At 58.0% G+C, this 13,133-nt stretch carries 14 protein-coding genes; 7 read left to right on the top strand and 7 right to left on the bottom strand.

The genetic code is table 11. The features are described 5' to 3' along the window. Positions 1–102: 102 nt before the first annotated feature. The 3 genes from ligA (at position 103) to ACR0L1_RS19000 (ending at position 4,551) form a co-directional block, all read left to right on the top strand. Entirely contained in the window at positions 103–2,229 is a 2,127-nt protein-coding gene (gene ligA / locus ACR0L1_RS18990) for an NAD-dependent DNA ligase LigA (RefSeq protein WP_480504342.1), read from the top strand. After that, the gene (gene recG, locus ACR0L1_RS18995) at positions 2,226–4,316 is read left to right on the top strand and encodes an ATP-dependent DNA helicase RecG (RefSeq protein ID WP_480504341.1); all 2,091 of its coding nucleotides are present in this window, start codon (positions 2,226–2,228) and stop codon (positions 4,314–4,316) included. Before ligA ends, recG begins: the two co-directional genes overlap by 4 nt. A gap of 112 nt (positions 4,317–4,428) precedes the next feature. Further along, complete coding sequence (locus tag ACR0L1_RS19000; RefSeq protein WP_269150150.1) at positions 4,429–4,551, top strand: hypothetical protein; 123 nt, start codon at positions 4,429–4,431, stop codon at positions 4,549–4,551. A gap of 188 nt (positions 4,552–4,739) precedes the next feature. Here ACR0L1_RS19000 and ACR0L1_RS19005 read toward each other — a convergent pair whose 3' ends face one another. Together ACR0L1_RS19005 and ACR0L1_RS19010 are read right to left on the bottom strand one after the other, a co-directional pair. Next, complete coding sequence (locus ACR0L1_RS19005; RefSeq protein ID WP_170769714.1) at positions 4,740–5,378, bottom strand: MarC family protein; 639 nt, start codon at positions 5,376–5,378, stop codon at positions 4,740–4,742. 53 nt (positions 5,379–5,431) lie between these two features. Continuing rightward, positions 5,432–5,884, bottom strand: coding sequence for an iron-sulfur cluster assembly scaffold protein (locus tag ACR0L1_RS19010; RefSeq protein WP_480860339.1), 453 nt, complete (start codon positions 5,882–5,884; stop codon positions 5,432–5,434). A gap of 48 nt (positions 5,885–5,932) precedes the next feature. Here ACR0L1_RS19010 and hisI point away from each other — a divergent pair, with 48 nt between their 5' ends. Continuing rightward, positions 5,933–6,322: a phosphoribosyl-AMP cyclohydrolase gene (hisI, locus tag ACR0L1_RS19015; RefSeq protein ID WP_170786709.1), complete on the top strand. Its 390-nt coding sequence runs from the start codon at positions 5,933–5,935 to the stop codon at positions 6,320–6,322. Here the strand turns inward: hisI and gluQRS are convergent. The 4 genes from gluQRS to ACR0L1_RS19035 form a co-directional block, all read right to left on the bottom strand. Further along, entirely contained in the window at positions 6,308–7,186 is an 879-nt protein-coding gene (gluQRS, locus tag ACR0L1_RS19020; protein WP_480860341.1) for a tRNA glutamyl-Q(34) synthetase GluQRS, read from the bottom strand. The two genes, hisI and gluQRS, sit on opposite strands and share 15 nt — an antisense overlap. Beyond that, positions 7,183–7,797: a class I SAM-dependent DNA methyltransferase gene (locus ACR0L1_RS19025; protein ID WP_170769718.1), complete on the bottom strand. Its 615-nt coding sequence runs from the start codon at positions 7,795–7,797 to the stop codon at positions 7,183–7,185. The genes gluQRS and ACR0L1_RS19025 overlap by 4 nt, the downstream gene beginning before the upstream one ends. Before the next feature lie 37 nt (positions 7,798–7,834). Then, a complete protein-coding gene (gene trmFO, locus ACR0L1_RS19030) occupies positions 7,835–9,175 on the bottom strand; it encodes a methylenetetrahydrofolate--tRNA-(uracil(54)-C(5))-methyltransferase (FADH(2)-oxidizing) TrmFO (protein WP_480860343.1) in 1,341 nt (446 codons plus the stop codon). Between the two features lie 254 nt (positions 9,176–9,429). Then, a complete protein-coding gene (locus ACR0L1_RS19035; protein ID WP_480860345.1) occupies positions 9,430–10,215 on the bottom strand; it encodes an enoyl-CoA hydratase in 786 nt (261 codons plus the stop codon). Positions 10,216–10,273: 58 nt separating this feature from the next. Between ACR0L1_RS19035 and ACR0L1_RS19040 the strand changes: the two genes are divergently transcribed. Further along, entirely contained in the window at positions 10,274–10,717 is a 444-nt protein-coding gene (locus ACR0L1_RS19040) for a PaaI family thioesterase (RefSeq protein WP_170769721.1), read from the top strand. A 59-nt stretch (positions 10,718–10,776) separates the two neighbouring features. Here the strand turns inward: ACR0L1_RS19040 and ACR0L1_RS19045 are convergent, their stop codons facing one another. After that, positions 10,777–11,004 carry a DUF1127 domain-containing protein gene (locus ACR0L1_RS19045; RefSeq protein WP_170769722.1) on the bottom strand — a complete coding sequence of 76 codons (228 nt, stop codon included), beginning with the start codon at positions 11,002–11,004 and terminating at the stop codon, positions 10,777–10,779. A gap of 99 nt (positions 11,005–11,103) precedes the next feature. Here ACR0L1_RS19045 and ACR0L1_RS19050 point away from each other — a divergent pair, with 99 nt between their 5' ends. Next, on the top strand, positions 11,104–12,507 hold the full coding sequence (locus ACR0L1_RS19050) for an aminotransferase-like domain-containing protein (RefSeq protein WP_480860348.1): 1,404 nt from the start codon (positions 11,104–11,106) through the stop codon (positions 12,505–12,507). Between the two features lie 162 nt (positions 12,508–12,669). Further along, a complete protein-coding gene (gene rplM / locus ACR0L1_RS19055) occupies positions 12,670–13,128 on the top strand; it encodes a 50S ribosomal protein L13 (protein WP_170711488.1) in 459 nt (152 codons plus the stop codon). Positions 13,129–13,133 lie beyond the last annotated feature (5 nt).

The following is a 13,133-nucleotide window of genomic DNA, read 5'->3' on the forward strand; positions in this document are numbered from 1 at the left end:
TTTGGTCCGGGGCGGCTCCCTCACTCACTGAACAGCACATCTGGACCTGACCATGGCCTCGCCCTATCACTGAGGTCCAAGAAGACGTGACAGGGCGGGGCTATGGGCGATTCACTTCCGGTTTCAGAGCTGACAGAAGACAGCGCGCGCGCAGAACTTGCGCGGTTGGCCGAACTGCTGGCGCGGGCCAATACGCAGTATCACACGCAGGACGCGCCCGAGATTTCGGACGCGGAATATGATGATCTCAAACGTCGCAATACCGAGATCGAGAAGCGCTTTCCCCATCTGAAACGCGCAGACAGCCCATCCGACCAGGTCGGCGCCAAGCCGGGTGATGGGTTTTCAAAAGTGACCCACGCCGTACGCATGATGTCGCTGGGGAATGCGTTCGATGATGAAGATGTCGGCGACTTCACCCGTTCAATCCGAAAATATTTGGGCCTTGGCGACGATGCTCCGCTAGCGTTTACGGCTGAACCCAAGATTGACGGCCTGTCCCTGTCCTTGCGGTATAAAGACGGCCACTTGGTGCAAGCCGCAACGCGTGGAGATGGCGAGGTTGGCGAAAACGTCACCGCCAATGCACGCACCATCTCGGACATTCCGCACCGATTGGAGAATGCTCCAGCGGTGCTCGAAGTGCGGGGCGAGGTTTACATGTCGCACGCGGATTTCGATCAGTTGAACGCGCGGCAAGCGGAGGCAGGCGAGAAGACATTCGCCAACCCACGAAACGCGGCTGCAGGATCGCTACGGCAACTGGATTCGGCGATTACTCGGGCGCGACCATTGCGCTTTTTCGCTTATGCTTGGGGAGAAACGTCCGCGCCCTTGGCTGAGACGCAAATGGGCGCCATTGAACGGCTTAAGCAGTACGGCTTTTCGACCAACCCCCTGACGGCCCTGTGTGAGACGACGCATCATATGCTGGACCACTATCGTGGGATCGAAGCCCAGAGGGCAACACTTGGCTATGACATTGATGGTGTCGTCTACAAGGTCAATGATCTTGCGTTGCAAGCGCGATTGGGGTTCCGGTCGACCACGCCACGTTGGGCGATCGCTCATAAATTCCCCGCTGAACTGGCCTGGACCCGGTTGGAGGCCATCGACATCCAGGTCGGTCGTACCGGAGCGCTCAGTCCTGTGGCTCGGCTACACCCGGTGACGGTCGGCGGTGTGGTCGTCTCGAACGCGACCCTGCACAATGAAGACTACATTGCCGGGCGCGACGCCAAAGGCGGGACCATCCGGGACGGCAAAGATATTCGCGTCGGCGACTGGGTGCAGGTCTATCGCGCAGGGGATGTGATCCCAAAAATTGCAGATGTTGATATCTCAAAACGCCCTGATGATGCGGTCGAATTCACCTTTCCGAATACCTGTCCGGAATGCCAAAGCCAGGCAATCCGCGAGGAAGGTGATGCCGTTCGGCGGTGCACGGGCGGCATCATTTGCCCCGCACAGGCCACTGAAAAACTGAAACATTTCGTCTCACGCAAGGCCTTCGACATTGAAGGTCTAGGGGCCAAACAGATCGAAATGTTCTATGACGATCCTGATCTGTCCGTCAAAACGCCCGTCGATATCTTCACGCTGCAAACGCGTGACGCGGCAAATCTGAATAAGCTGGCCAATCGCAAGGGATGGGGTGCGCAAAGCGCGGGCAACCTTTGGGCTGCGATTGACGAAAAACGCCTTATCCCGTTTGGGCGGCTGCTGTTTGCCCTTGGGATTCGCCACATGGGCGAGGCGGCCTCAAACCTGGTGGCGACCCATTACGGAGAATGGTCTGAATTTGAGCGGGCGGTGACGGCCGCCTCCGGGTTCGAAGGGCCGGAATGGGATGAATTGCTGAGCATTGACGGCATCGGCGAGGTGATGGCGCGCGCGCTTGTGTCCGCCTTCGCACAAGAGGCCGAGCGGGCGAGCATCGACGCTCTGGTCGCGCAGCTTGAAGTTCAACCAGCCAAACGGCCCGACACCGATGGCAGTCCGGTGGCCGGAAAGACCGTGGTTTTCACCGGCACGCTTGAAAAAATGACGCGGGCCGAGGCGAAAGCACGTGCCGAGGCGCTTGGGGCCAAGGTGTCAGGTTCGGTCAGCAAAAAAACCGACCTGTTGGTGGCGGGCCCCGGCGCGGGGTCGAAGGCCAAAAAGGCCGCCGAGCTTGGCATCGAAACGTTGGACGAGGATGGCTGGCTACACCTGATAGGCGCGGCATGACCGGACGACCAGAAATCCTGTTTCCCCTGTTTGCCGGGTTGGAAACGCTTGATGGGGTTGGTCCCAAGACGGCGCAGCTTTTGACCCAAAGCGGGACCGAAGCGCCGCGAGATGTCCTGTTCGGTCTGCCTTACGCCGTGATCGACCGGCGACGGCGGGACACGATCCAAGGGGCGGATTTACCCTCGACCCTGACGGTAGAGGTCACGGTCGGTGCGCATCGGCCCGCACGAAACAAGGGTGGTGCCTATCGCGTTCATGTCGAAGATGCGCAGACAGAATTTCAGCTTGTGTTTTTCCATGCCCGCGGGGACTACCTGAAAAAGGTGTTGCCGCAGGGCGATCGGCGTGTGGTTTCGGGAAAGTTGGAGCTGTTCGACGGAATGGCGCAGATGGTACACCCCGACCACATTCTCCCGATCGAGAGCGCAGGGAATATCCCAGAATTCGAACCCGTTTATCATCTGACGCAAGGCGTGACCCAAAAAACGGCCTATAAGGCTGCGCGCAGTGCGCTTGCGCGGGCGCCGAAACTGGCAGAGTGGATAGATCCGTCACAGATCGGCAGAGAGCAGTGGCCTAACTGGTTCGATGCGGTTACTGCGGCGCACAACCCCTTGGGGGCAGATGACGTGTCACCTCATGCCCCGGCGCGAGCGCGATTGGCTTATGATGAGTTCTTTGCGCATCAGGTGACTTTGGCCCTCGCGCGTCAACGGGAACGCAAGGCGCGGGGGATTGTCAGTGTGGCGACCGGGCGGTTGCAATCCAGGGTTCTGGCAGATTTGCCCTACAAACCCACCGGCGCGCAGATGCGGGCGATTGATCAGATCACCGAGGATATGGCCTCGGACGCGCGGATGAACCGCTTGCTTCAGGGCGATGTCGGCGCTGGTAAAACGCTGGTGGCTTTCATGGCACTGTTGGTCGCTGTCGAGGCTGGCGGGCAGGGTGTCATGATGGCCCCAACCGAGATTCTGGCGCGCCAGCATCTGGAAGGGTTGCGCCCATTGGCGGAAAGCGCGGGGATCGTGCTGGAGATCCTTACCGGGCGCGATAAAGGCGCGGAGCGGCGCGCTAAGCTTGAAGCGTTACAACAGGGTAATATCCATATCCTCGTCGGCACTCATGCGGTGTTCCAATCTGATGTCGCCTTCCGGGATTTGCGCCTTGCCATCGTGGATGAACAACACCGGTTCGGTGTGCGGCAACGGATGGAGTTATCAGAAAAGGGACAGGGCGCGGATGTGTTAGTGATGACGGCGACGCCGATCCCACGCAGTCTCGCGTTGGCGCAGTATGGGGACATGGACGTTTCGGTTCTGGACGAAAAACCACCTGGGCGAAAGCCTGTGAAAACAGCGGTGATCAGCACGGAACGGATTGATGAAATCGTCGCCCATCTGCGGCGGGCCATCGACGAGGGACGTCAGTGCTACTGGGTTTGCCCGCTGGTCGACGAATCCGAAGTGTCGGATCTGACCGCCGCAGAAGAACGGTTCAAAAGGTTGCGCGCGGTTCTGGGGGAAGGGATCGTGGGGCTGGTTCACGGTCAGATGCCGCCAGCCGACAAGGATGCCGCGATGAAAGCCTTTCAGGAAGGAAAGACAAAGGTTCTGGTCGCGACCACCGTGATTGAGGTTGGTGTAAACGTACCCAACGCGTCGATCATGGTGATCGAACGCGCCGAGATTTTTGGACTGGCGCAGTTGCATCAGCTGCGCGGTCGGGTCGGGCGGGGTGAAGCGGATTCGACTTGTCTGCTGATGTATCAACCTCCGCTAACGGACGGCGGTCGGAAACGGCTGGAGATTCTTCGCGAAACCGAAGACGGATTTCGCATCTCGGAAACCGATCTTGAGATGCGCGGTGCGGGCGATTTGATCGGGACCGCCCAATCAGGCCTGCCAAAATTCAGAATTGCGGATATCGAGCGACAAGCCGGGTTGATGGCAACGGCCCAGACGGATGCGCGCGCGCTGCTGGCCAAAGACCCCAAGCTGACCTCGGATCGGGGCCGGGCAGTTCGTGTTCTTTTGTGGATGATGCGGCAGGATCAGGCGATCCGTTTAATTTCAGTGGGTTAGTCGAAAAGTTCGCGCAAGTTCACAAATGTTCTTAAAAAGTTCTTTACCGACTCGGTAAAATATGAGAACAAAAGGTCAACAAAGGATTAAAGCTCTGACCGGAGGTGACCTCATGCTGACCCAGATCAAAACCGCTATCAGCCGCTCGCACGCCACTTTGCTGCAAGATGCTGCCGGTGCTGTGTCTTTGGTCGTTATCCTGATGGTTGCCCTGCACCTGCCCGGAGCGTTCTGACCCTTTCTGCCTGCGATCTCATGCCGACAACGCCGCGCTGTCATCCCCATCTCAGTCAAGGGTGACCTGCCTGTCCCAATTCCCTTGAAGGGGCCATGCCTCGGCCCCGTGCGGTATACCGGACCCCACATGAGACACGCACAACCTGCCGCCGCCCTTTCCGCCCGGAAGGTGCGGCGGTTTTTTTCTTAGAGCTGTCCGGTGCGAATAATCTCGAGCACTGCCGACAAAACTGAGTTCACAGCGACCGAAGCCAAGATCATCCCCATGACCCGGCTGATAATCGCAGCGCCCGAGTGGCCAATTAGGCGAATGATCGGCTCAGCCAGCAGCATCAATACAAACGCAATGGCGATGACCGAGATCATAACCAGGGCCGTAATCCCCTGATCCGCAATGCTATATCGGTTGTTGTCGGTCAGAATCACGATGGCCAGCATGGCGCCGGGCGAGGCCAGAGACGGCACCGCCAGTGGGAAGATCGCCGGATTGTGCTGGTGCGACGTATCTTTCTCGTCATCTTCAGCGGCGCGTTGTTCCACATCCTGTTTGCTTTCGCCAAAGATCATAGTCAGCGCAAAAAGAAACAGGATGATCCCACCTGCGACCTGAAAGGAATTGAGACCGATATCCAACGCCTCAATCAACAATTGACCGAAGACGAGGAAGAACAACAAAACTCCGGCACTGATCACCGAGGCTAACAGCGCCATTTTTCGTCGTGCTGCAGCGCCCAGTCCAGCTGTCACCGCTATGAAGACCGGAATGGTGCCGATGGGATCAATGACGACCCACAGCGTTACAAAATGTTCAAGCAGATTGTTCACCGCGCCCCCTGCATTTCCAAAAGGTTAGACCGGATGCGCGAAAAACGCCATGTTCAGGCGCAGTTGGCTTGCTCGGCCTGTTCCATTGCTTCGGCGGTCGCATCCAAAGCCAACAGGATCGACGCGTGCCGGTTTTTGTAGTCACGCGCAGGCATCAGCACCTCAAGCCCGTCAAACGGTGCATCGGGGGCAGGGCCGTCCTTCTTAAGCATGGCCGCCAGTTGATCCCGCGCGGCTTCGACCTGAGCACGGGTGGCACCGATCACCGCTCCGCCAACAACAGCGGCCGAGGCCTGACCCAAAGCACAGGCTTTCACATCCTGTCCAAACTCTGAAATCCGACCGTCCGTCAGCTTGACATCCACAGTCACCGTCGACCCACACAAGGGCGAGCGTTTCTTCACCGTCGCGTCGGGATCGCTCAGGCTGTCCAGATGCGGAATATCCGCCGCCAGAGCCAGAATACGGCCGGAATACAGCTTGATCAGATCATTGTCGCCGGACATGGCTTTCCCTCGGTTCGTGTTCCCCATACATAGTAAGCATCCACCCGGATGCAAAAGGTTTTTACGATGACGACCCCTGCGACTTTTGACCCATTGACCCTGACGTTCAACGAGGCTGGGCTGATCCCGGCCATCGCACAGGACGCAGACAGCAACGAAGTGCTGATGATGGCGTGGATGAACGCAGATGCCATCCGTAAAACGTTGCAGACCGGTCGGGTGACGTATTGGTCCCGGTCCCGACAATCCTTTTGGACAAAGGGCGAAAGCTCGGGCCACGTACAAGAGTTGGTCGACTTCCGCGTGGATTGCGACCGAGATTGCCTGTTGGTGATTGTTCGGCAAACAGGACCGGCCTGCCATACGAACCGGCGTAGCTGTTTCTACACCGCTGTGCGCGACGGTGACGAAACAGAACTGATGTCACCGATGGTCTAACCCGATCATAGCGCGGATATCGGCGGGCGAAACGCCCTCGTCGCGGTATTTCGAGATGGCGCGCGCATCGTCGCGTTTAGCCAATCTCTTGCCAGCATCATCGCGGATCAGTTTGTGGTGGTGGTAGATGGGCTGGGGAAGATCCAGAAGCGCCTGCAGAACCACATGAATGCGGGTGGCGTCGAACAAATCCTGCCCACGGACCACATGCGTCACATTCTGCGCGGCATCGTCCAGCACTACCGACAGGTGGTACGACGTGCCCATATCTCGCCGGGACAGCACGACATCTCCGATTGTGTCGGTCAGTTCCCGATCCGAGAAGAAGACACAGCCCGTGCTTCCACATGGTCCGCAACCGTTTTCAAAGAACTGAAATTCATTCGTGACCTTAACAGTTTGCGCGGCTTTCTGCATGTCCAGACGCAGCGGAATATCGCGTGGCACCGGACCTGAGCGATCTGCTTTCTCGCGGCACGTACCGGGATAAACGATACCGTCTGGTCCCAGCAAAGGCGCGCCTTCTTGTGGTGCGCTGGCCGCCGCGGCAATATCGCGCCGGTTGCAGGTGCAGGGATACAGAAGGCCGCGTGACCACAATTGCTGCAACGCGATCTCATATACCTCCATCCGCGTCGACTGCCGAAGGACGGGTTCGGGCCATGTCAAACCCAACCATGATAGGTCGTCGTAAATCTGCTCTTCCCAATGTGAACGAGCGCGGGTGCGGTCAATGTCTTCGATCCTCAGCAAGAACTGACCTTCGTGCTGCCGCGCCAAGTCGCTGGCCAGCAAAACCGAATAAGCGTGACCAAGATGAAGAGGGCCGGTTGGGGATGGCGCAAACCGAGTGGTGAAAATCACGCTTTTTCAACAATGTAGACGTCAGATTTCAGGTCCATACCCGGCAGGTGCGGACCGTATTCCCGAAAAAGCAGCCGGGCGGCCCCGATATCAAGCCAATCGTTCAATCGACAGGTGTAGCTGTAATCCTTAAGCGTGTGATCATTAAATGAAAACGCCAACAATCCACCCTTGGGCAGCGCCTTCATCAGCATGTCGAAAGTCTCAGGAGGTGCCGCTCCGACGCTGATAACACCGATGGCTGCAATCGCCTTATAGGCCCCTGCGTTAACCGGATTGGGATTGGAAATCTCGAATGAGGACAACTGCCGGTAAACGCCTTTGGATTCGGCCTCTTCCAGCATTCTGGGTGTGGGATCTATGCCGTCGATAACTTCGAACCCGGCGGTCCGCAGCGCCTGACCAGACAGCCCGGTGCCGCAGCCATAGTCAAGGATCGGCGTCTGAGGTTCGGGGAGTTTCGACCACAGCGCCTCGGCCACACGGGTTGGGGTTATATAGCCGTGCGATGCGACCTCGCTATCGTATGAGGATGCCCATTTCTGATAGTGGTCGCGGGTCGCCTCGGGAGTGTCCAGCCCGTAGACGTCTTTCATGTATTCGTCGCTCATGCCCCCATGTTAGGCCGGTACGGCGCGTTGCGTCCAGTCAGCAATGCGCCAGCCAGTCTGACCACGCCGCCTTGGCCCGATCTGTATAGGCCTTGTAGCGGTCCTTGCGGCCACGTCTGCCACCTTTCAGCCCATCGACCGGGCGGAACAGGCCGAAATTCACATTCATCGGCTGAAAGGTCTTGGCCTCAGCACCGCCTGTGATGTGATGGATCAGTGCGCCCATGGCGCTGTCTTGCGGCACATTTGGCAACTCTTTCCCCAGAATCTGCGCCGCAGCCAGCCGCCCGGCCAGCAGGCCCATAGCGGCGCTTTCGACATAGCCCTCGACCCCGGTGATTTGCCCGGCAAAACGAATGTTGGGTCTGGACTTCAACCGCATCTGTGCGTCCAGAAGGGTTGGAGAGTTAATGAACGTATTGCGGTGAATCCCGCCCAGCCGAGCGAAACTTGCATTCTCCAGCCCCGGAATCATACGGAAAACATCCGTTTGCGCGCCGTATTTCATCTTGGTCTGAAAGCCCACGATATTGAATAGCGTGCCCAATGCATTGTCGCGGCGCAGTTGCACCACTGCATGAGGTTTCACATCGGGCTGGTGTGGATTGGTGAGGCCGACGGGTTTCATCGGACCATGGCGCAGGGTTTCACGACCGCGTTCCGACATCACCTCGATCGGGAGGCAGCCGTCGAAATACCCGGCGGTTTCGCCTTCGTGGAACTCGGTCTTGTCGGCCGCCAACAGAGCGTCGATGAAAGCCTCATACTGATCGCGGTCCATCGGGCAGTTCAGGTAGGCGGTGCGCTCTTCCTCGGTCTCGCCCTTGTCATAGCGCGACTGCATCCAGGCCTGGCTCATGTCGATGCTGTCGGCATAGACGATGGGCGCAATGGCATCAAAAAAGGCGAGCGAGTCGGTGCCGGTTTCCGCCCGGATCGCCTCACCCAGCGCAGCCGAAGTCAGTGGCCCGGTTGCAAAAATCCATTGGCCGTCATCGGGCAGGGTGGTTACTTCCTCCTCGGACACCTCGACTCGTGGATGGGCCCGTAGCTTGGCTGTCACGGATTCGGCAAAGGGATCACGATCCACCGCCAGGGCGCCGCCTGCCGGCAGCCGATGGGCGTCTGCGGTGGTCATGATCAGGCCACCGGCTGCGCGCATCTCCCAATGCAGCAAGCCAACGGCGTTCTGTTCATCATCATCCGAACGGAAGGAGTTCGAGCAAACCATCTCGGCCAGATTGCCGGTCTGGTGCGCAAAGGTGCCCACTTTGGGCCGCATTTCGTGGATCACAACATCCACGCCCATTTCCGCCGCCTGCCAGGCAGCCTCGGACCCGGCCATGCCGCCGCCCACGATATGCAGTTTCTGTGTCATGCGCAGCCACATAGGGCAGAGCACGCGTCAACGCAAACACCTGTTGGGTCAGATTGTCTGAAGAAGGGAAATTTTGGGGTCGCCGCTGCGGGAATGTCAACGCCGGTGAGAGAAACCAGCTGGAGGGACCTTCCGCCTACGGCGACCCAAAATCGGTTTTCAGGCCATAGCCTTGTCTCAGCATTGCCACAGTGTCGCCGTTTTGAAAAGTCCCAAAATGCGGAATCGGGCAGAATTCCCAAGGAACTATTGTGTTATTGTTCCCAATTTGGCGTTCTTTTTTCGATAAATGCAGAGATTCCTTCCTCGGTATCCCGGTGCATCATGTTCTGCGCCATCACTTCGCCGGTATGTGCGTAGGCTTGTTCAATGGGCATATCGAGCTGCTGATAAAACGCCTCCTTGCCGATTTTCACTGCCGATCCCAGTTTTTCCGCCAGTTGTTCCGCAAGGGATTGTGCCTCATGCTCTAGCAGCATTTCCGGCACGGCCCGGTTGATCAGCCCCAGCTCTGCCGCACGTTCAGCCGTTATGAAATCGCCTGTGGTCAGCATTTCAAACGCTTGCTTTCGGGGAATATTGCGGCTGAGCGCAACCATGGGTGTCGAACAAAACAGGCCAATATTCACGCCATTGACGCCAAACCGCGTTGTCTCAGCCGCCACGGCCAGATCGCAAGTGGCGACCAACTGGCATCCAGCCGCCGTCGCGATGCCATGAACCTGAGCGATCACAGGTTGAGGCAGGGACCGAATTGTCAGCATCATCTGCGCGCATCTGCTGAACAAGTCCTGGAAATAGGCCTTGCCCCCATCTTCGCTTTGACGCCCCGCTGTCATCTGCTTCAGATCGTGGCCCGCGCAAAAAGCTTTGCCCGCGCCCGACAGGACCACCGCGCGGATAGACCGGTCGTCGCGCAGGGCATCAAACTCGGTTTGCAGTGCCGCCAGCATTTCGTCGCTGAGGGCATTCAGACGTTCCGGCGCGTTCATCGTCAGCCTTGCGACCGCTCCGGTGTCGCTGCGTTCCAGAATTCCCATCTTGCCCTCCGATCTGATGTGAGGCCAACTCTAGGTCGGCAAATCGAGGAGGGGAAGCATGTCATTGGCCTTAGACCGGGAAGAATTGACTGCCTATATGAAACAGGTCTTTCCGCAGGTGCATCGGGACTTTGTGGTCGAGGACCTGACCGAGGACACAATCACCATGCGGTTGGTGGTCGAAGACCGGCACTTGCGGCCGGGCGGTACGGTTTCAGGGCCGTCCATGTTCGGTCTGGCCGATGTCTGTGTCTACGCGATCATTCTTGCGCGCAAGGGCCGTCAATCACTGGCCGTCACAACTGGCTGCTCGATGGACTTCATGCGCAAACCCGATGGAGACCAAGACATGATCGCACGCTGCACCCTGTTGAAGCTGGGAAAGGCTTTAGCCGTAGGCGATGTGCTGATGTATTCGGAAGGCTCTGACAAACCCGTTGCACGTGCCACGATGACCTATTCGCTGCCGCCCGAGGGGTCTGCCGCCGCGGCATTCGGATAAAAAATGGCCGGGACGAGCCCGGCCAAGGAAGAGGTCCCAATAAAGGGACTGGGGATATCTTACCCGTGCCAGAACGGGCGTTCGATTTCGCGGTTGGCCTGATCTCGGGTCAACCCGACATCACGCAGCAACCGATCATCCAGCTTCGACAAATTGACTCTGCTGCGGCGCTGTCGCTCCCACTTTGTGACAGTCGCCGCAAACCGCACGGCCAGCGATGCGATCAGCGGCAGCCGAGGGCTGTCGTTCAGCAGCAAAAGGGCGGGGGTGTGCATTGCGCGTGTCATCTTGGGTATCCTTTCAAATTGTATTGACACAAACGTAATATGTTCGGTATATGTGATTGATACATTCGACATTGTGTCAAAATCAAAGGAAGAATTGTAATGGATACAATTTGGCCGGAGTCTCTATCGAAATCCAAGGGACCTAAGTATACACTTGTGGCCGATACAATTCGAAAAGCTATTGATAACAAATTATTGGAGGTCGGGACTAAGCTGCCTCCGGTACGAGAACTGGCGTATCGGTTACAAATTACGCCGGGCACCGTTGCGCGTGCGTATACGATTCTGACGGATGAGGGATTGTTACAAGCCGAGGTCGGGCGCGGTACATTCGTGGCCCCGCCGAAATCGCCGATTCTGGATGATGTCTGGGCGCGTCAGTTGCATCTGCGCGACGACAAGTACAATGCCAGCGTCAGCCTGTTTAGCCCGCGACTGGCGGATGTAGGTCAGGTGGCTCTGATCCGGGAGTGCTTGCAAAAGGTGTCGCAATCCGATCCGGGGCTGTTTCTGAATTATCCTACCCGCGACGCGTATATACCGATGCGCCAGGCCGTAGTTGACTGGCTATCCGATCTGCCATTGGGGCCGTTGTCGCATAACGATATTGTACTGACACATGGCGGGCAGAACGGATTGTGCCTTGTGTTTCAAACCATTCTGCGTGGTCCCAAACCTTTGGTCCTGGTCGAGGACCTGTCCTATGCCGGGTTCCGCCGCGCCGGAGAGCTGATGCGGGCCGAGGTGGTCGGTGTGAAGATGGACAAATGGGGCATTGACCCCGACGCGATGGAGCACGTCCTACGTCAAAACCCAGCGCAGGCTGTCTGCGTTTCTCCGGAAGTTCAGAACCCGACTGGCGCGCATACCCCCCTGGAGCGACGCAAAGAAGTTGTCGAGGTCGCCCGTCGCTTTGACCTGCAAATCATCGAGGATGATTGCTACCGAATGGGCGACGCACGCGAGCCCAGCTACCGCGCCCTGGCCCCCGAGCGTGGATGGCACGTGTCGTCCATTTCCAAAACTTTGACGCCTGCGCTGCGGGTGGGCTTTGCGATTGCCCCGCGTGAGCGCAGTGTCGATCTGCGGAGGTCGGCGGAATACGGGTATTTCGGATTGGCGCAACCGCTGGCGGAACTGACCCGGCTCATGCTGTCCGACCCGCGCACCCGGCGAATTGCCCGCGATGTACGCGAGAAGATGGGGGAATATGTGCGCGTGGCTGTAAATTCCTTGGGTGGGTTTGACCTGAACTGGGCGCCTGATGTGCCGTTTGTCTGGCTTAACTTGCCCTCGGGCTGGCGTGCTGCTGCATTTAGCCGGGCGGCTGAGCGGGAAGGGATCCAACTGCGATCCGCCGATGAGTTCGCCTTGCGCGATGGACGCGCGCCGAATGCAGTGCGCATTGCGATGAACGGGCATGTCTCGCTGGAACGGTTCGAAGATGCAATGCAGCGCCTGCGCAATCTGTTGGACAACCCGCCCGAGCAAATCAGCGTTTAAATTGGGGTAAAATAATACCTATTTTATAAGTCACTGTTTTTACGACATTTAAAAGAGATTACTGCAGTTGACCTGCGCAACGCTCCCCTCTAAATACGCTCCATCGAATTCGGGCCGCTCCACACGGGGGCGGTCTTTCACATCAAACAGGACTATCCTGCCATGAAAACCTTTTCTGCAACACCTGCAGACATCGACAAGAAATGGATCCTGATCGACGCCGAGGGCGTTGTTCTGGGTCGTCTTGCTTCGATCGTCGCCATGCGCCTGCGTGGCAAGCACAAAGCGTCGTTCACCCCGAACATGGACATGGGCGACAATGTTATCGTGATCAACGCTGACAAAATCCAGATGACCGGCAAGAAGCGCGAAGAGAACTTCTACTGGCACACTGGCCACCCGGGCGGCATCAAGTCGCGCACCAAACAGCAGATTCTGGAAGGTGCACATCCTGAACGCGTTGTCGTTCAGGCCGTCAAGCGTATGCTGCCGGGCAACCGCCTGGCGCGCAAGCAGATGACCAACCTGCGCGTTTACGCCGGTGGCGATCATCCCCATGAGGCGCAAGCGCCCGAAGTTCTGGACGTTAAGTCCATGAACAAGAAAAACACCCGGAGCTAATGACC

The organism is Ruegeria sp. J8, from assembly GCF_056531925.1.

What these genes read in the sequence shown, in the direction of transcription:
- recG (WP_480504341.1), top strand. Translation starts at nt 2,226, where the DNA reads ATGACCGGACGACCAGAAATCCTGTTTCCCCTGTTTGCCGGGTTGGAA.
- ACR0L1_RS19000 (WP_269150150.1), top strand. Translation starts at nt 4,429, where the DNA reads ATGCTGACCCAGATCAAAACCGCTATCAGCCGCTCGCACGCCACTTTG.
- ACR0L1_RS19050 (WP_480860348.1), top strand. Translation starts at nt 11,104, where the DNA reads ATGGATACAATTTGGCCGGAGTCTCTATCGAAATCCAAGGGACCTAAG.
- ACR0L1_RS19025 (WP_170769718.1), bottom strand. Translation starts at nt 7,797, where the DNA reads ATGAGCGACGAATACATGAAAGACGTCTACGGGCTGGACACTCCCGAG.
- ACR0L1_RS19010 (WP_480860339.1), bottom strand. Translation starts at nt 5,884, where the DNA reads ATGTCCGGCGACAATGATCTGATCAAGCTGTATTCCGGCCGTATTCTG.
- ligA (WP_480504342.1), top strand. Translation starts at nt 103, where the DNA reads ATGGGCGATTCACTTCCGGTTTCAGAGCTGACAGAAGACAGCGCGCGC.
- trmFO (WP_480860343.1), bottom strand. Translation starts at nt 9,175, where the DNA reads ATGACACAGAAACTGCATATCGTGGGCGGCGGCATGGCCGGGTCCGAG.
- ACR0L1_RS19040 (WP_170769721.1), top strand. Translation starts at nt 10,274, where the DNA reads ATGTCATTGGCCTTAGACCGGGAAGAATTGACTGCCTATATGAAACAG.
- rplM (WP_170711488.1), top strand. Translation starts at nt 12,670, where the DNA reads ATGAAAACCTTTTCTGCAACACCTGCAGACATCGACAAGAAATGGATC.
- hisI (WP_170786709.1), top strand. Translation starts at nt 5,933, where the DNA reads ATGCAAAAGGTTTTTACGATGACGACCCCTGCGACTTTTGACCCATTG.
- ACR0L1_RS19035 (WP_480860345.1), bottom strand. Translation starts at nt 10,215, where the DNA reads ATGGGAATTCTGGAACGCAGCGACACCGGAGCGGTCGCAAGGCTGACG.
- ACR0L1_RS19045 (WP_170769722.1), bottom strand. Translation starts at nt 11,004, where the DNA reads ATGACACGCGCAATGCACACCCCCGCCCTTTTGCTGCTGAACGACAGC.